The organism is Staphylococcus sp. GW823-FHT05F06 (assembly GCF_058795495.1).
In genome coordinates, this window is the sequence record NZ_JBXAHW010000007.1 from 115630 (window position 1) to 137803 (window position 22174).

At 31.6% G+C, this 22174-nt stretch carries 22 protein-coding genes, 1 pseudogene and 1 riboswitch; of the genes and pseudogenes, 13 read left to right on the forward strand and 10 right to left on the reverse strand.

Annotated elements, in window-relative coordinates; genetic code table 11:
* Nucleotides 1-5 precede the first annotated feature (5 nt).
* From AC1Q7N_RS06435 to AC1Q7N_RS06455, 5 genes are all read left to right on the forward strand, one after another.
* Entirely contained in the window at nt 6-1958 is a 1953-nt protein-coding gene (locus tag AC1Q7N_RS06435; protein ID WP_002456133.1) for a PTS fructose transporter subunit IIABC, read from the forward strand.
* A 373-nt stretch (nt 1959-2331) separates the two neighbouring features.
* On the forward strand, nt 2332-3504 hold the full coding sequence (nagA, locus tag AC1Q7N_RS06440; RefSeq protein WP_001830343.1) for an N-acetylglucosamine-6-phosphate deacetylase: 1173 nt from the start codon (nt 2332-2334) through the stop codon (nt 3502-3504).
* A 236-nt stretch (nt 3505-3740) separates the two neighbouring features.
* On the forward strand, nt 3741-5090 hold the full coding sequence (locus AC1Q7N_RS06445; RefSeq protein WP_002438880.1) for a hemolysin family protein: 1350 nt from the start codon (nt 3741-3743) through the stop codon (nt 5088-5090).
* 214 nt (nt 5091-5304) lie between these two features.
* Nucleotides 5305-6144: an aldo/keto reductase gene (locus tag AC1Q7N_RS06450; protein WP_001830355.1), complete on the forward strand. Its 840-nt coding sequence runs from the start codon at nt 5305-5307 to the stop codon at nt 6142-6144.
* 202 nt (nt 6145-6346) lie between these two features.
* Entirely contained in the window at nt 6347-7453 is a 1107-nt protein-coding gene (locus tag AC1Q7N_RS06455) for a glycosyltransferase family 2 protein (RefSeq protein WP_001830351.1), read from the forward strand.
* A 69-nt stretch (nt 7454-7522) separates the two neighbouring features.
* Here the strand turns inward: AC1Q7N_RS06455 and AC1Q7N_RS06460 are convergent, their stop codons facing one another.
* From AC1Q7N_RS06460 to queC, 9 genes are all read right to left on the reverse strand, one after another.
* Entirely contained in the window at nt 7523-8575 is a 1053-nt protein-coding gene (locus AC1Q7N_RS06460; protein WP_025987135.1) for a sensor histidine kinase, read from the reverse strand.
* Between the two features lie 2 nt (nt 8576-8577).
* Entirely contained in the window at nt 8578-9267 is a 690-nt protein-coding gene (gene saeR / locus AC1Q7N_RS06465; protein ID WP_001830352.1) for a response regulator transcription factor SaeR, read from the reverse strand.
* A complete protein-coding gene (locus AC1Q7N_RS06470) occupies nt 9242-9715 on the reverse strand; it encodes a DoxX family protein (RefSeq protein ID WP_001830332.1) in 474 nt (157 codons plus the stop codon). Before AC1Q7N_RS06470 ends, saeR begins: the two co-directional genes overlap by 26 nt.
* 50 nt (nt 9716-9765) lie before the next feature.
* Complete coding sequence (locus tag AC1Q7N_RS06475; protein ID WP_001830329.1) at nt 9766-10203, reverse strand: DM13 domain-containing protein; 438 nt, start codon at nt 10201-10203, stop codon at nt 9766-9768.
* A gap of 595 nt (nt 10204-10798) precedes the next feature.
* Nucleotides 10799-10954, reverse strand: a complete 156-nt coding sequence (locus AC1Q7N_RS06480; RefSeq protein WP_002485887.1) for a hypothetical protein — start codon at nt 10952-10954, stop codon at nt 10799-10801.
* 349 nt (nt 10955-11303) lie between these two features.
* A complete protein-coding gene (locus tag AC1Q7N_RS06485) occupies nt 11304-11903 on the reverse strand; it encodes a hypothetical protein (protein ID WP_001830331.1) in 600 nt (199 codons plus the stop codon).
* A gap of 102 nt (nt 11904-12005) precedes the next feature.
* A complete protein-coding gene (gene queE / locus AC1Q7N_RS06490; protein WP_001830330.1) occupies nt 12006-12719 on the reverse strand; it encodes a 7-carboxy-7-deazaguanine synthase QueE in 714 nt (237 codons plus the stop codon).
* On the reverse strand, nt 12720-13139 hold the full coding sequence (gene queD, locus AC1Q7N_RS06495; RefSeq protein WP_001830341.1) for a 6-carboxytetrahydropterin synthase QueD: 420 nt from the start codon (nt 13137-13139) through the stop codon (nt 12720-12722).
* A gap of 4 nt (nt 13140-13143) precedes the next feature.
* Nucleotides 13144-13815 (reverse strand): 7-cyano-7-deazaguanine synthase QueC, encoded by a 672-nt coding sequence (gene queC / locus AC1Q7N_RS06500; protein WP_001830328.1) that lies wholly within the window; start codon nt 13813-13815, stop codon nt 13144-13146.
* A 131-nt stretch (nt 13816-13946) separates the two neighbouring features.
* Nucleotides 13947-13993: riboswitch (PreQ1 riboswitch) on the reverse strand.
* A gap of 118 nt (nt 13994-14111) precedes the next feature.
* On the opposite strand from queC, the gene AC1Q7N_RS06505 reads away from it, so the two are divergent.
* The 8 genes from AC1Q7N_RS06505 (at nt 14112) to AC1Q7N_RS06540 (ending at nt 21389) form a co-directional block, all read left to right on the forward strand.
* Nucleotides 14112-14699: an anthranilate synthase component II gene (locus tag AC1Q7N_RS06505; protein ID WP_021298803.1), complete on the forward strand. Its 588-nt coding sequence runs from the start codon at nt 14112-14114 to the stop codon at nt 14697-14699.
* Nucleotides 14689-15840, forward strand: coding sequence for a chorismate-binding protein (locus AC1Q7N_RS06510; protein ID WP_001830323.1), 1152 nt, complete (start codon nt 14689-14691; stop codon nt 15838-15840). Before AC1Q7N_RS06505 ends, AC1Q7N_RS06510 begins: the two co-directional genes overlap by 11 nt.
* Nucleotide 15841: 1 nt before the next feature.
* On the forward strand, nt 15842-16450 hold the full coding sequence (locus tag AC1Q7N_RS06515; RefSeq protein WP_001830316.1) for an aminotransferase class IV: 609 nt from the start codon (nt 15842-15844) through the stop codon (nt 16448-16450).
* A 48-nt stretch (nt 16451-16498) separates the two neighbouring features.
* Complete coding sequence (locus tag AC1Q7N_RS06520) at nt 16499-16705, forward strand: hypothetical protein (RefSeq protein ID WP_001830353.1); 207 nt, start codon at nt 16499-16501, stop codon at nt 16703-16705.
* Nucleotides 16706-16723: 18 nt separating this feature from the next.
* Nucleotides 16724-17455, forward strand: coding sequence for a 5-oxoprolinase subunit B family protein (locus AC1Q7N_RS06525; protein ID WP_001830356.1), 732 nt, complete (start codon nt 16724-16726; stop codon nt 17453-17455).
* The gene (locus AC1Q7N_RS06530; protein WP_049387424.1) at nt 17443-18447 is read left to right on the forward strand and encodes a 5-oxoprolinase subunit C family protein; all 1005 of its coding nucleotides are present in this window, start codon (nt 17443-17445) and stop codon (nt 18445-18447) included. Before AC1Q7N_RS06525 ends, AC1Q7N_RS06530 begins: the two co-directional genes overlap by 13 nt.
* Before the next feature lie 551 nt (nt 18448-18998).
* The gene (gene ltaS / locus AC1Q7N_RS06535) at nt 18999-20939 is read left to right on the forward strand and encodes a polyglycerol-phosphate lipoteichoic acid synthase LtaS (RefSeq protein ID WP_001830354.1); all 1941 of its coding nucleotides are present in this window, start codon (nt 18999-19001) and stop codon (nt 20937-20939) included.
* Nucleotides 20940-21233: 294 nt separating this feature from the next.
* Nucleotides 21234-21389, forward strand: a complete 156-nt coding sequence (locus tag AC1Q7N_RS06540; RefSeq protein WP_002500047.1) for a hypothetical protein — start codon at nt 21234-21236, stop codon at nt 21387-21389.
* A 230-nt stretch (nt 21390-21619) separates the two neighbouring features.
* On the opposite strand, the pseudogene AC1Q7N_RS06545 reads toward AC1Q7N_RS06540, so the two are convergent.
* Nucleotides 21620-22174 (reverse strand): annotated as a pseudogene (locus AC1Q7N_RS06545) (IS110-like element ISSep2 family transposase); the annotation flags it as partial.

Sequence of the window (22174 nt, forward strand, 5' to 3'; positions counted from 1 at the left end):
AAAAGATGAGAATTACTGAACTGTTAACTAAAGAAACAATAGCGATGGATTTAGATGCTTCTGATAAAAGTGGGGTGATTACTGAGCTTGTTAATCAATTGGATAAAGCAGGTAAGTTAAGTGACCCTGTATCGTTTAAAGAGGCAATTCATAATCGTGAATCTCAGAGCACAACAGGAATTGGTGAAGGTATTGCTATACCACATGCTAAAGTTGCAGCAGTTAAAACACCTGCAATTGCATTCGGTAAATCTAAAGAAGGTGTGGATTATCAAAGTTTAGACATGCAACCTGCACACTTATTCTTTATGATTGCAGCGCCTGAAGGTGGAGCACAAACGCATTTAGATGCGCTTGCGAAACTTTCTGGAATATTAATGGATGAGAAAATACGTGAAAAATTAATTCATGCTGAATCTCCTGAAGAAGTGTTAAACATTATCGATGAAGCGGATGATGAGGCAACAAAAGAAGAAGAAGCAGAAGCGAACGAAAATGCAACTGTTTCAACTGACAACTCAAATCAAGATAATAATGAGCCATATGTTTTAGCTGTTACAGCATGCCCAACTGGGATTGCCCACACATATATGGCACGTGATGCTTTGAAAAAGCAAGCTGAGAAGATGAACATCAAAATTAAAGTTGAAACAAATGGTTCTAGTGGTATTAAAAACCATTTAACTGAACAAGATATAGAACGTGCAACTGGAATAATTGTTGCAGCAGATGTCCATGTAGAAACTGATCGTTTTGATGGGAAAAATGTGGTTGAGGTTCCTGTTGCTGATGGTATTAAGCGTCCCGAGGAACTAATTAATACAGCTTTAGATACAAATCGTAAACCATTTGTAGCGCAAGGTGGATCTAAAAAACATGACGATAATGAAGAAAAGTTAAGCCCAGGAAAAGCATTCTATAAACACTTAATGAATGGTGTTTCTAATATGTTACCACTTGTTATTTCGGGTGGTATCTTAATGGCAATTGTATTCTTATTCGGCGCAAACTCATTTAAGCCTGATAGTTCAGAATATAATGCATTTGCTGAACAATTATGGAATATTGGTAAAAATAGTGCCTTTGCTTTAATTATTCCAATTTTAGCTGGTTTCATTGCACGTAGTATTGCAGATAAACCAGGTTTTGCAGCTGGTTTAGTTGGTGGTATGTTAGCTATTTCTGGAGGTTCTGGCTTTATTGGTGGAATTATTGCTGGTTTCTTAGCAGGTTATTTAACTCAAGGAATTAAATATATTACACGTAAATTGCCACAAGCAATTGAAGGCTTGAAACCTACTTTAATCTATCCATTACTTTCAGTTTCAATTACTGGATTGTTAATGGTGTATGTCTTTAATCCGCCAGCAGCTTGGTTAAATCATTTGCTACTAAATGGTTTAAATAGTCTGTCAGGCTCTAATATTATGTTACTTGGTCTTGTGATTGGAGCTATGATGGCAATTGACATGGGCGGTCCATTTAATAAAGCAGCTTATGTATTTGCTACTGCTGCATTAACGGAAGGAAATGCAGCTCCTATTACTGCAGCGATGATTGGTGGTATGATTCCTCCATTAGCTATCGCTACAGCAATGTTAATCTTTAGAAGAAAATTCACTAAAGAGCAAAGAGGCTCAATTGTACCAAACTATGTCATGGGATTATCATTTATTACTGAAGGTGCCATCCCATTCGCAGCTGCCGATCCATTACGTGTGATTCCTTCAATGATGGTTGGCTCAGGTGTGGCTGGAGCAATTGCTTTAGGTTTAGGATCAAGTATCAAAGCACCTCATGGTGGAATTTTCGTCATTATTGGTACTGATTTTAACCATATACTTCAAACTCTTATTGCTTTAGTTGTGGGTACGTTAGTTTCAGCTTTAATTTATGGTTTCTTGAAACCAAAAGTAACAGAAAATGAAATTCAAGCATCTCAAGCTATGGATGAATAGTAATTTTAAAATTAGTAATAACAATGCTTTAAATATATAGAAAATTAATTGAATTAAACGGTGATTTCCATTTTGAAAATAAATGGGAATTGCCGTTTTTTTGAATCGAAACTTATGTTGCATTGGTTAGATTGAATGTTATCGTTGTAATAAAGACTAAGAAGTTTTAATAAATTTACATTAAATAGTTATTTTGTATGAAAATAATATCTTAAATTAAAAATACAGTTATTAAATTAAGAATATAGAGTAAATTAGTAAAATTCATCTGTTAACCAGTAAAATATTGAAAAAGTGATATTCATTACGAAGAAAGATATAATAAAATAGTTCAGTCAACTACTAATAATTCAAAGAAAAGAAGGGTTCAATCATGTCAGAATATGTTTTAACGAATGGCATCGTATATACAGAAAATGAAATGATTAACAATGGATATGTTCATATTAAAGATGGGAAAATTTTAGACGTTGGTAAGTGTCCTTTTCATCCGTCATCGTCGCATAATACAATTGACATTATTGATGTAAAAAAACGACATATACTGCCAGGATTTATAGATATTCACATCCATGGGGGGTATGGTGAAGATGCCATGGATGCATCTGAACAAGGCTTACAACATTTAGCAGAATCACTCCTTTCTGAGGGGACAACATCTTTTTTAGCAACAACAATGACACAGTCAACAGTCAATATTGAGCGAGCACTTCAAACTATTGCTAAATATACTCAACAACAAGATGTTACAAATGCTGCCGAAATTGTGGGAGTACATCTTGAAGGTCCATTTATTTCAGAACATAAAGTAGGCGCACAACATCCTCAATTCGTACAACGTCCTACGGTTGATAAAATAAAGTCGTTTCAGGAAGTAGCGAATGGACTAATTAAGATTATTACGTACGCTCCTGAAGTTGATGGAGCAACAGAAACGTTAAAGACAATGAAAAATGATATCATTTTTTCAATCGGACATACGGTGGCAACGTTTGATCAAGCGAATACAGCTGTGAGTCATGGTGCCAAACACATCACTCATTTGTATAATGCAGCGACCGGCTTTCAACATAGAGAACCGGGTGTATTTGGTGCAGCCTGGTTAAATCAAGGGTTGCATACTGAAATGATTGTGGATGGTGTTCATTCACATCCTGCATCCATCGCACTTGCATATAGACTTAAGGGGAATCAAAGCTGTTATTTAATTACAGATGCGATGAGAGCTAAAGGAATGCCAGAAGGACATTATGATTTAGGTGGTCAGGATGTGATTGTAAAGGGAAGTGAAGCACGCCTGTCTTCTGGGGCTTTAGCTGGAAGTATACTCAAAATGAACGAAGGACTTAAAAATTTAATACAATTTACAGGTGACACGATTGAGCATTTATGGAGAGTAACAAGTTTAAATCAAGCGATAACATTAGGCATAGACGACATAAAAGGTAGTATTAAAATCGGGAAAGATGCAGATATTGTTATCATAGATGATGCATGTAATGTTGAAACGACGATTAAAAATGGAAAATATCATGCTTTCAAATGATTTGTCATTGGTTGAATAAAAAAATTATTTTGTCTACAATATAGTATTGGCATATGTTTAACATATAACAAAAGATTTATGATAGAATGAAGCCAATCACATTTTTTACGGGGAGTGTCACGATGGGAAGGTCTTAGCATGTAGTTGTCACTTATTGAGTCATGATGATTTAAATACGTGTTACCTAAGCGTGACACAACATATATGGAGGTGAATCCCTAGAAATAGGGAATTAATTGGAAACTTCGACCATAATTAGTTTAGTTATATTTTTTCTTTTGATTGCATTAACAACAGTATTCGTTGGGTCAGAATTTGCACTAGTAAAAGTGAGATCAACGCGTATTGAACAATTAGTAGATGAGGGTAATAAGAGCGCAAAAATTGTCAAAAAAATGATAGACAATCTTGATTATTACTTATCTGCCTGTCAATTAGGTATTACAGTAACATCTTTAGGCTTAGGTTGGTTAGGTGAACCGACATTTGAAAAGATGATGCACCCACTATTCGAGTTATTACATTTACCGAGTCCTTTAACAACGACGATTTCATTTGTTGTTTCATTCATTGTTGTGACATATTTACATGTTGTATTAGGCGAATTGGCACCTAAATCATTTGCTATTCAACATACAGAACAACTTGCACTTTTATATTCAAGACCATTATTTTATTTTGGTAATTTTATGAAACCACTTATATGGTTAATGAATGGTTCTTCTCGTGTGATTGTCAGAATGTTTGGATTTGATCCAGATGCTCAAACTGATGCAATGTCAGAAGAAGAAATAAAAATTATTATAAACAATAGTTATAACGGTGGAGAGATTAACCAAACCGAGCTTGCGTATATGCAAAATATTTTTTCATTTGATGAACGTCATGCAAAAGATATTATGGTGCCACGTACACAAATGGTTACGCTCAACGAACCATTTAATGTAGATGAATTATTAGATACTATCAAAGAACATCAGTTTACAAGATATCCAATCACTGAAGATGGTGATAAAGACCATGTAAAAGGTTTTATAAATGTCAAAGAGTTTTTAACAGAATATGCGTCAGGTAAACCGATTAAAATCGCCAATTATATTCATGAATTACCCATGATTTCAGAGACAACTAGAATAAGTGATGCTCTTGTAAGAATGCAAAGAGAGCATGTACATATTAGTTTGATTATAGATGAGTATGGTGGGACAGCTGGTATTTTAACAATGGAAGATATTTTAGAAGAAATTGTTGGTGAAATCAGAGACGAATTTGATGATGACGAAGTTAACGATATAGTTAAACTTGATGATCATACTTATCAAATTAATGGTCGTGTTTTACTTGATGATTTAAATGAAAAATTTGGCATAGAGTTTGAAGATTCTGAAGATATTGATACTATTGGTGGTTGGTTACAATCACAAAATACTAATTTGCAAAAAGATGACTTCGTTGATACTGAATATGATCGTTGGACGATTACAGAAATCGACAATCATCAAATTATTTGGGTCAACTTAAATTATGAATTTAATAGTGGACGTCCTTCTGTTAATGAAGAACAAGAAGATGACGAACGTGATTAATATTTCAAAAGATAAGTTGTGGGATAGAACACCAAGTGAGTTCTATCCCACTTTTTGTTTTATATAAGGATACTCATCATTTAAGGAATAATAAATTGCTTTATATTAAAATAACACAATGAATAGCTCTAATTTGTTTCATCAGTAAATAAAAAAGGTATTAAAATGTTAATAAGTGAATAATTTCTATGTAAATAAGGAGAGTTAATGTACTATGACAAATGATGTCCAAATTTTAAATAACGGTTATCCAATGCCTGCAGTTGGATTAGGAGTTTATAAGATAGCGGATGAGCAGATGGAAGAGGTTGTCCGTACAGCTTTAGATGCAGGATATCGTGCATTTGATACGGCATACTTTTATGGAAATGAAAAAGCCTTAGGTAGTGCATTAAAACATTCAAATGTTGAGAGGGACGAGTTATTCATAACATCTAAACTTTGGAATGATTATCAAGGTTATGACCAAACAATAGAGTACTTTAATAAATCATTGGACAATTTAGGGTTAGACTATTTAGATTTATTTTTAATTCATTGGCCTTGTGAAAATGATCAATTGTATATTGAATCATATAAAGCCTTAGAACATTTATATGAAGAAGGTAAAATAAAAGCCATTGGTGTATGTAACTTTAAGATACATCATTTAGAAAAGTTAATGAAAGAAACTAAAATTACACCACAGGTGAATCAAATTGAGTTACATCCGTACTTTAACCAACAAGATGTACAAGACTTTTGTGATGAACATGATATTAAAGTAACAGCTTGGATGCCTTTAATGCGCAATAAAGGGTTGCTTGATGACCCTGTAATTACAGATATTGCTCATCGTTATGATAAAACACCTGCACAAATTGTCTTACGTTGGCATCTTGCACATAATCGTATTATCATTCCTAAATCACAAACACCTAAACGTATTAAAGAAAATTTTGATATTTTTGATTTTAATCTTGAGTTAACAGATGTTGCAGAAATAGATAGTTTAAATAAAAATGCTAGACAAGGAAAAGATCCTGATGATGTCAGTATTGGAGATTTGAAATAAATATAATTAATCAGTTAGAGTTAACTTTAAAAAAATAATTAAATTCTTTTTACTAAAAGTTAATGTGATGCTCATAAAAGAAAATATTTAAAACTATTAAGCTTAATTTAAGATTATGTAAATACACAGTATTTAACTAGAATGTATGACAAGGAAATTGATAAAATGATAGCAAATAGTTCAGAGAAAAGGATGTCATTTAATGAAAATCAGAGTCATCGTCCCTTGCTATAATGAAGGCGAAGTCGTTTTGAAAACTTATGACAAATTAACTGAAATAATGAAGAAAGATAGTTTAATCAAAAATTATGAATACGATTTACTCTTTATTAACGATGGTAGTACAGATACGACAATACATCATATCAAGAATATTGTTGCGTATGATAACCATGTTAAATATCTTTCATTCAGTCGAAACTTTGGCAAAGAAGCTGCAATGATTGCTGGCTATCAGCATAGCACAATGCACGACGCGGTGATTATGATTGATGGAGATTTACAACATCCGCCTGAATATATTCCACAAATGATAGAGGGTTACATTGAAGGTTATGATCAAGTGGTTGCTAAGAGAAATCGTCAGGGAGAGAATTTTGTACGTAAAACTTTGTCTCGTTGTTATTATAAATTAATTAATGCATTTGTAGAGGATATCCAATTTGAAGACGGCGTTGGTGATTTTAGATTACTCAGTCGACGTGCAGTTCAAGCTTTAACAACACTTGATGAATATAATCGTTTCTCTAAGGGTCTATTTGAATGGATAGGTTATGAAACAAAAGTATTTCAATATGAAAATGTGACGCGTGAAGATGGAGAATCTAAGTGGACTTTTAGAAAGTTACTCAACTATGGTATTGATGGACTCATCTCTTTTAACAATAAGCCTTTACGCATGATGATATACTTAGGTATGTTCACGTTTTCTATCAGTATTTTATATATAATTTATTTATTAATAAATATTTTGATTAATGGTATAAATATACCTGGTTATTTTACTACGATTGCTGCTATATTATTGTTGGGTGGTATTCAATTAATGTCTATTGGCGTAGTAGGAGAATATATTGGTCGTATTTATTATGAAGTTAAACATAGACCGAAGTATATTGTTGAAAACTCTAATATTCAGACTGAGAATCTCGACATGAGATATAATGCTTTAAACCTGAATAAAAATAGAAACAACAAGCGTAGTAATGATTTATATAAATTAAGTTCTTTTTATAAAGTTAAAACATATAGTGATACGTATGCATCAAATTATTCTCAAGATGAAGGTTTTAAAGAGCGTGTACATTAATGAAAACCGAATGTAGCTAGAGTGTTCAAACTCATTCCAGCTACATTCGGTTTTTTAATGCAATACAAATTACTTTTTAAATTGAAATTTTTTTAAGGTAAGTGTCATCGTGGTTCCAATGTCTAAATCACTTTGGACTGTAATAGAGGCGTCAATTTGTTGTGCTAACTCATTTGCAATGTATAATCCTAACCCCGAACCACCAGTCTTAGTATTTCGAGAATCTTCAACTCTAAACGTTCTTTCAAAGATACGTGATTGAAGTTCTGGAACGATACCTATGCCCTCATCTTTTATTGAAATACTAATGACGTCGTTTTCTTTACACTCAGAAATAATAATATCAATACGGCTACCAGAATTAGAAAATTTTAATGCATTATCTAGTAAATTGGTCAAAATACGTTCGATTGGAGGTCGATACTGGTAGAATGCATCAATATCTGTGCAGAAATTAACTTCAAGTGTACGATTTTCTTGTTTTATGTGTTGCTCGTATGGTTGTAATATATTAACAAGTAATTGATCGAGCTGTATTAATTCCAAAGGATAAGAACGTCCAGTATTTAAATTAATCACATGTGTAATGTCATCAAATAAAATTGATAAACGATTTGCTTGTTTAATTAATATTTCATATGCTTCATGAACTTCTTGAGGATCACTAATGACGCCATCCCGTAAACCTTCAGAATATGATCGAATACCAGCTAAAGGTGTTTTTAAATCATGTGCAAGGTTTTGTATGATTTCAGTTTTTTCTTGTTGCTCGTTTTTTATCATATTCATTTGATTATTGATTTCATATGCCATTTTATTAAAAGAATCATTCAACTCTTTAATTTCTCTAGGAGACTGAAATGTTTCATCATCAATGAATTTTTCGTGATTTATAAATTGCTTAGTCTTAATATTGAATTGCTTAATCTTCTGAATTAAAGGATTAATAAAAATACTACAAATCGAAAGTGTTAAACAGCTTGTTATCATAGTAGTGATGGCTAAAGTGAGTGTCATGTGACCATTAAACCACATGAGCTTATATGCAATAACCAGTATAATTGTTGTTAAAATAACGCTTGAAATGACACCGATAATGATTTGACTTCTTATTGAAAAAATAGTTATCGGCTCCTTTCAAACTTATAACCAAGGCCCCACACAGTTGTAATAGTGTAGGGTAAAAAATCATGTTTTTCTAATTTCTCGCGAATTCTATGTATGTGGACATTGACAGTGTTAGCATCTTCGTAATAGTCATATCCCCATACTTTTTCTAGAAGTTCGGATTTAGAAATAACTTCACCTTCTCTAGAAGCAAGATACCATAGCAATTCAAATTCTTTAATGCGCATAGGTATCTCTATATTGTTAATGGTAAGTGTCTTGCTTAAATTTTTTAAAACTAAACCATCAAATTCTAATTGCTCAATTTTATTAGAATGATTTGATTTACTCATTCTAGCGAGAAGGTTATTAGTACGTAATACTAGTTCTCTTGGGCTAAAGGGTTTTTTAATATAGTCATCAGCACCTAACGTCAGTGCGTATATCGTGTCATGTTCTTGAGTTTTTGCTGTTAGATATATGAAAGGTATATCAAGTTGCATATCTTTCATTTTTTTGACAATATCGTATCCGCTAACTTCCGGCATCATAATGTCTAAAATCATAATATCTATATCTGAAGATAATAATTTTAGTGCTTCTTTACCACATGTTGTTGTCGTAACCTGATATCCTTCATATTCGAAATACGTTTGACAAATGTCTACAATATCTTTTTCATCATCCACGATTAGTAAGTGGGTCATGCTTATCTTCACCTCGGTTATTACGGTCTCTAAAATAAGCGATGATTTCTTTAAGTGATACCTTAGCCAATAAAGAGTGGCTCATGAGTAAAATAATAAAGAAAGCTAATTGTAGAGGGTACGTAAAAATCATATCTGCTAAAATATAATTTATCATAACGAAGGCTCCAAAGAAACTTGCAGCGTATGCAAATATACCTAAAATTAAACCTAAACCAATTGCCATTTCCCCTAAAGGTACGATTATATTAAATAATCCTGTTGTGTGTGCAACAATATGTTCAAAAAACCATTTATACCATTGAGGAGAGTCTGTGTTATCTCTAATTACCGGAACTAGCCCGTTTAATGTAAAATCACCTGTAAATTTCTCCCATCCTTGTCTGAAAATAACAATACCTGAAATTACACGAATTAAAAATATTATAAATAAACTTATTTTCTTCATGATTAACACTCTCTTTCTATAGTTAAAAACGCCTACATTTAATAGCTAAATTATTTTAATTTAGCGCCACCAAAAATTACATGTGCTTTTTCGCAATAAATTGTTACTTCATTGTATTTTTCTAAATCTACATTTTTTAAATCAAAAGTTTGTTTGGATTTATTGTAGTCTACTGTTGAAATCTTTTTACCGGATTTAATATCTCCGTTTTTAGTTAGGTAAACATATAGGTCTGGACCTTTAGAAGATTTGTAATTCTCTAACATAAGTTTGCCATTTTCAATTTTAGCTTTACCTTCTACTTTTTCTCCGTTTTTAGATTCAAAATTACCAGATAATTTTTTCGTTGTGTCTGTTTTTACATTACTGTCTTCTTGTTGTTTATCTTTGTGATTAGCGTGATCGCTTTCCGAGTTAGAATTTCCACATGCGCCTAATGTAAGTGATGTAACAATTGCTCCGACTGCTAATAAATATTTTGTATTCATAATGTATTCCTCTTTTCTATTTTTATTTAAGAATAGTTTAATCAGAATACGTGAACATAACCATTAACTATTTCTTAACTACATTTAAAAAAGAATTAAATCAAAATGATTTTTATTTATAATTATAAAAATGAAAGAGTTTTATTAGAACGTAATAGGCTTGATAAATAAAAAATGAAATAAATAAAAGAGATAAAATGAAGAAAAGGTGTCAATATTGAAAATTAATAAGAATTAACGGTTGGGGTAGGAGGACATTCATTTTGAATTCTTTATTCTAATATGAGCTCGACACAACTTATATGACAAGTAAATTTCTCAGTGACTTTTTCTTGTTGAACAAGTTTTTAAATTAGAAGTTGCTATAATGATATTCTCAATTCTATATTAGACTGTCTGAAAAATATGGCTAATCCAATCACTTATGACCTAAGATCAAAAGATGTTTCACATTATATATTGTCTACAAATAAAAAAAGGCTGGGGCAAAAAGTTCCAGGATAAGTAAAAAAAGACAAATTCTATTGAAATAATATAGAAATTGTCTTTTTTATAATTTTTTGATTATTTTCAGTTCGTTGATCTGTTACTTTTCTTATATTAAGCCACGATGATGACTGAATTCATCGAATTCAGTATCGGGAATTGTTTCTACAATATCATTTACATGTCGTGAAATATTATTTGTAGGGATAAGAACTGAAGTTTCCATTGGTAGAGTATGTTGAGTCATGTTATATTCTTTACACATAAAGCACCTCGTTAAATTAGTTTATTGGTATTTATTAAATTATACGAAAGGGCCATATTTTTTAAAGTATTTTAATATAAAATTACATATAAGCACAAAGTATTTTGGCGAGACTCTTGAGAGAACAGGACAAGCTGAAGACTACAGGCTGAAGCTGTCCGATAAGAAAGCGAGCCAACAATACGAAGTATTGTAAATAAAGAAGCCAGTAAATGAATTTATGAAAACTCATTTACTGGCTATTTTGCTAGGAATTATGTCCCAACCTCTATCTTATAAATCAATGTAAAGTTTGGATGATGTATCGTATTTTAATGTGAAAGCATTATTTTAACTGTAGCAAGGATAATTATTTTTTATCTTTTATGAAGAAAACACCTTGCCATAATATAAAACCAATGAGTAAGCTATAAATGATTAAAAAGACATACCAAAAGGGCGTTAAAATCATCGTTGATATGAGAGATAGGATAATAATAATTGTACCTGTTGTCATTGGTCTTTTAATTTTACGAAATAGTGAAAGACGTTCAACTTCGTCTATTTTGAAAGTACCTACAAAAAGTAAAATCGCCCCTATTATAAATATCGTGGGTGATAAATATGGGATGGACATGTACACCGATTGTGTGCTCGATTTATCTGTAATAAATTGCAATAAGCTTATAACAATGGCTAGTATTATAGCAATAAACTTTTGGTCAGAAATTACAAAAGGATATAGCTTGAAATTTAAATATATTTGTAAAAGTGTCCATATCATAAATAGCGTGACGGTAAACATCGTAATAAAATTGAATTGATTAATCGCAAAAATATCAATCATGCTATTGATTAAAACAGATAATAATATGGAGCTAAACTTAAGCTGTCTGAAACGATGTCGGTATAAATCGAAGCCAAGAATTAGCAAGACGATGGCGATGTTAATTAATATATATATAATCATGTTGAACTCCTATTCGTAAATCTTCATCTCTTCATTATATCAATTAACATTAACTTAATCATTTCATAACACTCAGAAATTTTTTTAAACGTTTTTTCAATATTAGACACCTTTTTTATTACTCCATAATAATGTGTGTAATTGCGGTAGTACATAGACATGATTCATATCACTACTTTGCATTACACGATCCACTAATTGCTCATACCTTTCAAGTAATTTATCTGTATGTTGGTCAACGTTATCATCAAGATAAGGATTACCTACTTGTAGATAGAATGGGATGTTAGGGTAGCGATGATGAATTAATTTTGCAAAATCATAGTCTGCATCGTCAAAAATCACCACTTTCAAATTAAGTGAATGAAATGTACATTGATTTATAACAGAATCTAATATTTCTAGATTAGTTTTCATTCCCGAACTAGGGGGTTTTGGACTAATCGTTAAATCGTCAATTTGTGTCATCCATGATTGGAAACGACTACCTTGTGTTTCTAAAGCTGTATAAATATGTTTGTCTTCAAATAAATCTACTAATTCCTGTATACCTTTGATTAACGCAGGGTTACCTCCGGATATAGTTACGTGATTAAATCGATGACCACCTATTTCAAGTAACGCATCATAAATTTCTTCAGCAGTCATTAATTTGATATCTTCTTTAGCACTACCGTCCCAAGTAAATGCAGAATCACACCAGCTACATCGATAATCACAACCAGCTGTACGCACAAACATTGTTTTTCTTCCTATTACACGACCTTCACCTTGAATCGTTGGTCCAAATATTTCTAAAACGGGTATTTTAGCCATTTACACTTGATCTTCCTTTGGTCTATAAACTACGTAACTTGAAGGTGTTTCTCTAAGATAAACTTGAACACATTTCGGTTGATTCTCTCTTTGATTTAACTCTTTTTGAATAATGTGGTAAATCGTTTGTGCGACAATTTCTGTTGAGGGACTTTTATCCTTAAAAGCAGGTAAGTCATTAAGCAAATAATGGTCAAATTGTTCATGAACTAGCTTTTTTAAATCTCTAAAATTAACTAAAAATCCACATTTATCTAGTGTATTACCAGCGATTGTTAAGTTGACGTAATACGTATGACCGTGTGTACGAATACATTTTCCCGCTTCTTCAAAGGGAATGTAATGTGCAGCTGAAAAGTTAAAATCTTTGTTAAGTTCGAATTGATATGGGTGAGTGACACTTGGATATATTTGTTGCATTTCCTTATTCTTCTCCTTTATGTTCAAGATAATGTTTTAAACCTCGAGCTCTTAAGTGACATGCTGGACATTCACCACAACCATCACCAATGATACCGTTATAACATGTTAATGTGTTGTGGCGAATATAATCTAACACACCTAGCTTATCGCTGAGTGCCCATGTCTGTGCTTTGTCTAACCACATTAATGGTGTATGAATGACAAAGTCTTTATCCATTGAAAGACTTAAAGTTACATTCATAGATTTGATAAAGCTATCTCTACAATCTGGATAACCTGAAAAATCTGTTTCACAAACACCAGTAATAATATGTTTAGCATGAATTTGATAGGCTAACGCGCCAGCAAAAGATAAAAACAATAGATTTCTAGCTGGTACGAAAGTATTAGGAATACCATCATCATTATCTTCAATACTTAACTCATGTTGTGTAAGTGCATTGGGAGTAAGTTGAGATAGTAATGACATATCTAAAATATGATGTTTCAAATTTTGTTCTTTTGCAATTTTTTTTGCAACTTCAATTTCTTTATCATGTCTTTGTCCGTAATTAAATGTAACGAGTTCTACTTCTTTAAAATGTTTTTTAGCGTAAAATAAGCATGTCGTACTATCTTGACCACCACTAAATACGACAAGTGCTTTTTCTTTATTTAAGTCATTTTGTGACATTGATATGACTCCTCATCATTGTGATAATTTTGCATAAAAAAAGTCTATCTCTATAAAAAAGATAGACAGAAATATTAAAGACATATATAGTCTTAACATTATAAATATGAAGAAATTCATTGTTGAAATTTTCATGTCTAGTTTTTTATAGAGGGTTTCGGCTAGGAACCTCTGTTATTATTTTGCACGGAACATAGAATAAACGAAATGCTATATAAAATCAAGTCATGTTCTGTGATAATAGAGAGTAACAACTATAATAATTAACAATCTTTATCGATAATTGAGGTATGAATATGATTTTAATGATAGATAATCAAGATTCCTTTACATATAACTTAATAGATTATATTAAAGTAAAAACTACTGAAGAAGTGAAAATCATTTCTGTAAATGATTTGATGACACAGCATCTCGATGCATTGAATCCGAGAGCGATTGTCATTTCACCTGGACCTGGGAAACCTAGTGATTATCCAATACTATCATCCGTATTAGAAATATTTCACCGTCACGTTCCCATTTTGGGCGTCTGTTTAGGTTTTCAATTAATCATTGAATACTTTGGAGGAAACATTATTCATAATGATAAACCTATTCATGGACATATTACCAAGATAAGGCATAGCAATGAGGGTATTTTTAAAGGTCTACCATCGTATTTTAACGTGATGCGATACCATTCACTTATGGCTGACCCCTCTACAATACCTAGCGCATTAAAAGTCACAGCTCTGAACAACGAGAATGTTATTATGGCTGTTGCACATCATAAGTATCCTATTTATGGTTTACAGTATCATCCTGAATCTATACTAAGTGAATATGGTCACGAACAATTAAATTTATTCTTAACCGAGGTAGGGGTTAAATATGCACATTGAATTTAAGTATCGCTATTATGAAAATGAAAAGGACTATGAAGACTATCAATTAGAAATGGATAACTTTCAAGATTCTAAAATTGCATATCGTCTTGATGAAGTAGGGGATGTCATTCACTTTGCAGAACAAGAACAACGTAACGGAAGCTATGTTGCACTTTATGTTACTTATGAAGCAGCACCTTTTTTTAATAAGGAAATGGTGGTCAATAATGTGAAACAATCCCATATTTTTGCTGCAGCTTATTCATTTAAATCGGTCAATTCGATAAAAAATATAAAAAAAGTAATGCCCAATAAAAATCATATAAAAACTGAAGGATTTTATTTTTGTGAAAGTGATAAAGCGATGATTAACAAGATCAAATCGATTCATAAAGCCATTATTGAAGGGGCAACGTATCAGGTGAATTACACAACCCGCTTAAAAGCAGAAGTTTTCTGTCCTATAAGTCACTTATATTATCAACTTACTATGTCACAAAATGGTAATTATACCGTTTTAATGGACACACCTGATATAAAAGTAGCATCAATATCGCCTGAACTTTTCTTTCAAAAAGGTGACTATAAAGGTAAATCAAATATGATTGTTAGTAAGCCGATGAAAGGGACTATGCCTAGAGGGAAAAATGTTAAAGAAGATGAGCTATATTATAATAATTTAAAAACCTCCTCTAAAGATATGGCGGAGAATGTGATGATTGTAGACTTATTACGTAACGATATTACAAGAATTGCTCAAAGTGGAACTATAGATGTACCTGAATTGTTTTCGATTGAGAAATATGACACAGTTTTCCAAATGACCAGTACAGTGTGTGGCCGATTACAAGATGACATTCAATTGATAGATATGATGCGAGCGCTCTTTCCTTGTGGTTCTATTACAGGTGCACCAAAAATAAATACAATGCAATATATAGCTCAGTTGGAGGACATGCCAAGATCCATTTACTGTGGAACAATTGGCTTATTACTTCCAAACCAAAGGATGATATTTAATATCCCTATACGGACAATTGAGTATAATCATGAAGAAGCGGTTTATGGGGTGGGTGCTGGTATAACAATTGATTCAGTACCCGAAAATGAAGTTCAGGAATTTCACGATAAAACTAAAATTTTGGAGCGGTTATAATATGCATTTATTTGAAACAATGAAATTGGATAAGGGATTCATTCCTCGTCTTGACTACCATTATCAACGTATTTCAACTTCTAGTGAGCATCTAGGATTTCAATTTGATCATCTATTTTGGAAGCAGTTTATTCATAATATAAAAACCTTGCATTCAAAAGGCGTATTTCGTTTGAAGGTGACGTTAAACAAAGAAGGTGAATTAAACTATGAGTTATTTCCGATACCCGATAAACCTTTTTTTACCGCTCGACTAGTTCAACAAAAAAAGAATATTGATAAAGTAATCATAACTAATAAAACAACAGAACGTGATTATTTAACACATAATCATTTCACAGACTTAATACTGATCTATGATGAAGATGGTAAAATTTTAGAGTTTGACATTGGCAACGTGATGATACAAGAAAGAGATAAATTGTATACACCAACATATAAAGGAGACATGCTCCCCGGCTGTATGAGACAATCTCTTATAGATCAAGGCAAAGTTATAGAAAAAGATTTTTATATCGAAGAATTTAAAGAAAAAATCAAATCGAGTCAAATCAACGTCTATTTAATCAATAGCTTAAGAGAGGTTGTCGGTGTTAAAGTATATGTATAATATATTTATGAAAAAGAATTTTAATGATAAAAAATAATGAGGTAGCCTATGACATTATTATGGTTAGCTATATTAATACTTCTTACTGTATTAGGTAAAAAGATGTCAAACCAAGCCATTAAAAACAATCAAGTGCTTATTGCTAAGTTAATAGCTACTATAACTACATTTTGTGCGTTTGTGTTGGTTTATTTGCTTATGCAATCTATAATGCCACATATTATTAAATTGATGAATGTCTTTTATCATCATTAATTTTGACGAGGTGATATTATGAAAATATATAGTCAAGGCGACCAAGCCATTGTTGTTTCAATAGAGAAAAATGTATCTCAAAGACTGACAGAAGATTTACTTTCATTGAGAGCATATTTAATTGATAAATCATATCCATTTATTACTGAAATTGTAGCTACAGAGTCTGACCTAATGATTTGTTATGACGCAAGAGATATGATTAAACATCACCATATTCAGTCACCATTTTTATATATGAAAGCTTTAATTGATTCTATAAAATTAGAAATTAGACATCATCGACAACAACTTCAAGCAAAATATATTCAAAAACAACAATCTGTTAATATTCCAGTTATATATGGGGGAGAATTTGGGCCTGATTTACAACATTTGTTAAAGCATCTTAAACTCAAATTAGAGGATTTTGTAAAATTACATACTCAAGAAAAATATTTTGTATCAATGATGGGGTATTCACCAGGATTTCCGTATCTTACTGGAATGAATAAAAAATTGCATGTGAACCACACAAGTGAAAAGAAAAAATTCATCCCTTGTGGATCAGTTATTATGGAAGGAAAAAAATGTGGAATAGTTACTACTGATACATATAATGATTGGTTAGTTATCGGATATACACCAGTTCAACTTTTCTTTCCTGAGCAACAAAACTTTACATTATTAAAGCTAGGAGACAATGTCACGTTTGAGTCTAAAGATATCAATGAAATAGAACTAGGAGATTATAAAACATGTCAATCATAATTGAAAATAGTGGCCTATTTAGTAGCTTTCAAGATTTTGGAAGAAAGGGATATGAACATGAAGGTGTCATCCCGAGTGGCGCACTAGATGAATTAGCACATGAAATAGCCAACCGTCTGGTTGCAAATGACAAAAATGAAGCAACACTTGAAATGACTCAAAAAATGGCAACAATTCGTTTCACTGAGCCGGCACTTATAGCTTTAACAGGTGGTAATTTTAAAGCTGAAACTGAACATATGAAAATTTATCCTAATAAATTATATCTCATCAATGAAGGTGAGACATTGAAATTTAATGAAACCAGTCGTACATCACGTGTTTATCTAGCAGTTGGTGGAGGTTTTAAACTAGAAAAATGGCTTCATTCAGCATCTACAGATTTTAATGTGGAAATTGGTGGTTTTGAGGGAAGAAAGCTTAAGAAAGGTGATGAAATAGAATTAAAACACCACTATTCTCAACGACATCTTAAGCTATTTGAAAACTTATCTGACAAACGTACAACTGATTGGGGAATTGATGGTTACGCATTGTCTTTCAATTATGTTTCGGATGTTTTTCATGTTATAAAAAATAAGGGAACGGAAGATTTTAAAAAAGAGGCGACGCGTCGTTTTACAACGGCTGAATATAGTGTGTCTAGTAAAACAAATAGAGTAGGTATGGTGCTTGATGGCCCCCAAATCAAAGCATACTATGATGATATGCCGGCTCATCAATCAATAAAAAGAGGAACCATTCAAGTTAAGAGAGATGGCACACCGATTGTATTATTAAACGATCATTATACATTAGGAAGTTATCCTCAAATAGGTACAATCGCAAGCTATCATCTAACAAAATTAGCCCAAAAACCACAAGGCTCAAAATTGAAATTTCAATTTATAGATATCGAAACTGCAGAAAAAAACTTAATAAAGTATAGCAATTGGTTAAATCAATTGTTCCATGGTATTGAACACCGTATGCAATTAGAAATGTTAAAGTGAATATCTGTATTTAAGTTGAAAATCATCTTATTTTAAAATGACGTATTATTTATGCAATTGCTTTCCTATAAATAAAAAATAAGTAGTCTTGTGCCCTGTCCATCAGTTTTGGAACTTAAATTGAATCGTCCTGGAGACTGATGAACATAAGAAATACTGAGTTTATAATGAATCATTATATATGCACAAGAGATTAATTATTTAAAATTTTAATAACACTTTTATGTTGACAATTTACCTGTATAGCGTGCTTTTACTTGATATTTAAGTCATAATACTATATATTTATAAATTGAACTATGTATTTTTATTACAATAAGATTACAAACATTTAAAAATCTTAATAAAAAGTTAACAACTACATAGTCTAAACAATGACGTATTCGCATTTACGTTTTATATCAAATTCTTAAATTTATATATAGAAATAATCGATTTGATCAAATGAATATAAAGTAATTTAAACAGATAGTTATAATTTGAATTAACTGAAGGTAAAGTAAATCATTTAACGTAAAAATGATTCATTACTAAAAACGGAGGAAACAAACATGAGTTTACCCAAGAAGAAAATAGGAATTTTTGCGTTCTTCTTATTAACGGTATTCACCATTACTTTGAAGACATATTTTTCATATTATGTTGACTTTTCTTTAGGTGTCAAGGGTTTAGTACAAAACTTAATATTGCTTATGAATCCCTATAGTTTGATTGCACTTGTACTAAGTGTTTTCCTATTTTTTAAAGGTAAGAAGGCATTTTGGTTCATCTTTATTGGAGGATTTTTACTTACGTTTCTACTATACGCAAACGTTGTGTACTTCAGATTTTTCTCAGATTTCTTAACTTTTAGTACACTAAACCAGGCAGGCAACGTTGAATCAATGGGTGGTGCAGTAAGTGCTTCTTTCAAATGGTATGACTTTGTCTACTTCATTGACACTATTATCTATCTTGCTATTTTAATATTTAAACGCAAATGGTTAGATAATAGAGCATTCAGTAAAAAATTCGTACCCGTTGTGATGGCTACATCAGTAGCATTATTTTTCTTAAATTTAGCGTTTGCAGAAACAGATCGTCCCGAATTATTAACAAGAACTTTTGACCATAAATATCTTGTGAAATACTTAGGACCATATAACTTCACTGTTTATGATGGTGTAAAAACAATCGAAAATAATCAGCAAAAAGCACTAGCTTCTGAAGACGACTTAACTAAAGTGCTGAATTACACTAAGCAGAAACGTACTGAACCTAATCCTGAATATTATGGTGCAGCGAAAAAGAAAAATATAATTAAAATTCACCTTGAAAGTTTCCAGACTTTCTTAATCAATAAAAAGGTAAATGGTAAAGAGGTTACACCGTTTTTAAATAAATTATCTAGTGGTAACCAAGATTTTACGTATTTCCCAAACTTTTTCCATCAAACAGGGCAAGGTAAAACATCTGACTCAGAGTTTACAATGGACAACAGTTTATATGGCTTGCCGCAAGGCTCAGCCTATTCACTGAAGGGAGATAATACGTATCAATCATTACCAGCTATACTAGACCAAAAGCAAGGTTATACATCTAATGTAATGCATGGTGACTACAAAACATTTTGGAATCGAGATCAAGTTTATAAACATTTCGGTATTGACAATTTCTATGATGCTACTTACTATGACATGTCTGACGACAATATTGTTAATCTTGGTTTAAAAGATAAACCATTCTTTAAAGCATCAGCAGATTATCAATCTAAAATGAAAAAGCCGTTTTATTCACACTTAATTACTTTAACTAACCACTATCCTTTCACATTAGATGAAGAGGATGCTTCTATTGATAAACCTAATACCGGTGACTCAACAGTAGACGGTTATATACAAACGGCACACTATCTCGACCAAGCTTTAGAGGAATATATTACTGACCTTAAGAAAAAAGGTCTATATGATAACTCAGTCATTATGATTTACGGTGACCATTATGGTATTTCTGAAAATCATAATAATGCTATGGAAAAATTATTAGGTGAGAAGATTACACCAGCTAAATTTACAGATTTAAACCGCACTGGCTTCTGGTTAAAAGTTCCAGGTAAATCAGGGGGCGTAAATAAAGAGTATGCTGGGCAAATGGATGTTATGCCTACATTACTACATCTTGTTGGTATTGATAGCAAGAATTACCTAATGTTTGGTTCTGACATGTTCTCTAAACAACACAATAACGTAGTACCGTTTAGAAATGGTGATTTTATCACTGAAGATTATAAGTATGTGAATGGTAAAATTTACTCAAATAAAGATAATGAATTGCTTACTGAAAAACCTAAAGACTTCGATAAAAATAAAAAACAAGTAGAGAAAGATCTTGAAATGAGTGACAGCGTGTTAAATGGTGACTTGTTCAGATTCTACAAAAATCCTGACTTTAAAAAAGTAAATCCTGGTAAATATGAATATAAATCAGGTCCAAAAGGGAACGAAAAAAAATAGTTTTTCAGTGAATTGAAATTGTTAAGTGGTTGGGATATAATTCCTAGCAAAATAGCCAGTAAATGAGTTTTCATAAATTCATTTACTGGCATCTTTATTTAAAATACTTCGTATTGTTGGCTCGCTTTCTTAGGGGACAGCTTCAGCCTGTAGTCTTCAGCTTGTCCTGTTCCCTCAAGAGTCTCGCCAAAATACTTTGTGTTTATATGTAATTTTATATTAAAATACTTTGAAAAATAAGGCCCTTTCGTATAATTTAATAAATACCAATAAACAAAATTAACGAGGTGCCTTATGTATAAAGACTATAACATGACTCAACATACTCTACTAATGGAAACTTCAGTTCTTATCCCTACGAATGATATTTCACGACATGTAAATGATATTGCAGAAACAATTCCCGAGACTGAATTCGATAAATTCAGACATTATCGTTGCTTAATATAATAAAGTAAAAGCTCAACGAGCTGAAAATCATCAAAAAACTATAAAAAAGACAATTTCTATATTATTTCAATAGAAATTGTCTTTATTTACTTATCCTGGAATTTTATGTCCCAACCTCTTATTCCTACGATTAGTCAAGTACTTATAATTAAAATAAGCATTACTTAACTAAACCGTTCATTTTAATTTTTTTGAATAAGGTGTTAAACTATATTTGATTGTACGTTTGGCTAATGTGGTGACATTTGATAATCGTACAATTTATGATTCATTACAAGATAATGAATTGTTTTTAATAATCGATTTATACAAGCAATGATGGCAGTCTTATGAGGTTTCTCATTAGGCTGCTTTCTTAGTTTGTAGTAATAATCGACGACATGATTGTCATAATGATGCTGCCCTCTTATTATATTCATAATCACCCAAAATAAAAGTTTTCTCGCTTTTTTATTACCACGCTTGTTGATGGTATCTCTACAGTGTGTATGACCTGATTGATATCGTTTGATATCAATGCCAACAAAAGCATTGAGTTGTTTATTTGATTTAAATCGCTTAATATCACCAATCTCCCCAATAATCATAGCTGTGCTTAGCTTACCAATACCAGGTATCGAATGAATATTTTCAAAATAATCGAGTTGTTGTGCTAATTGAATCATGGCATCATCTAATTGTTTGAGATGATGAATAGATTGTTTTAATTGTTGAATAAGTAAGCGTAATTTTTCGACTAGAAAGGAATGTCTATCGACATTAGGATAGCTTTCTTGAGCAATCAC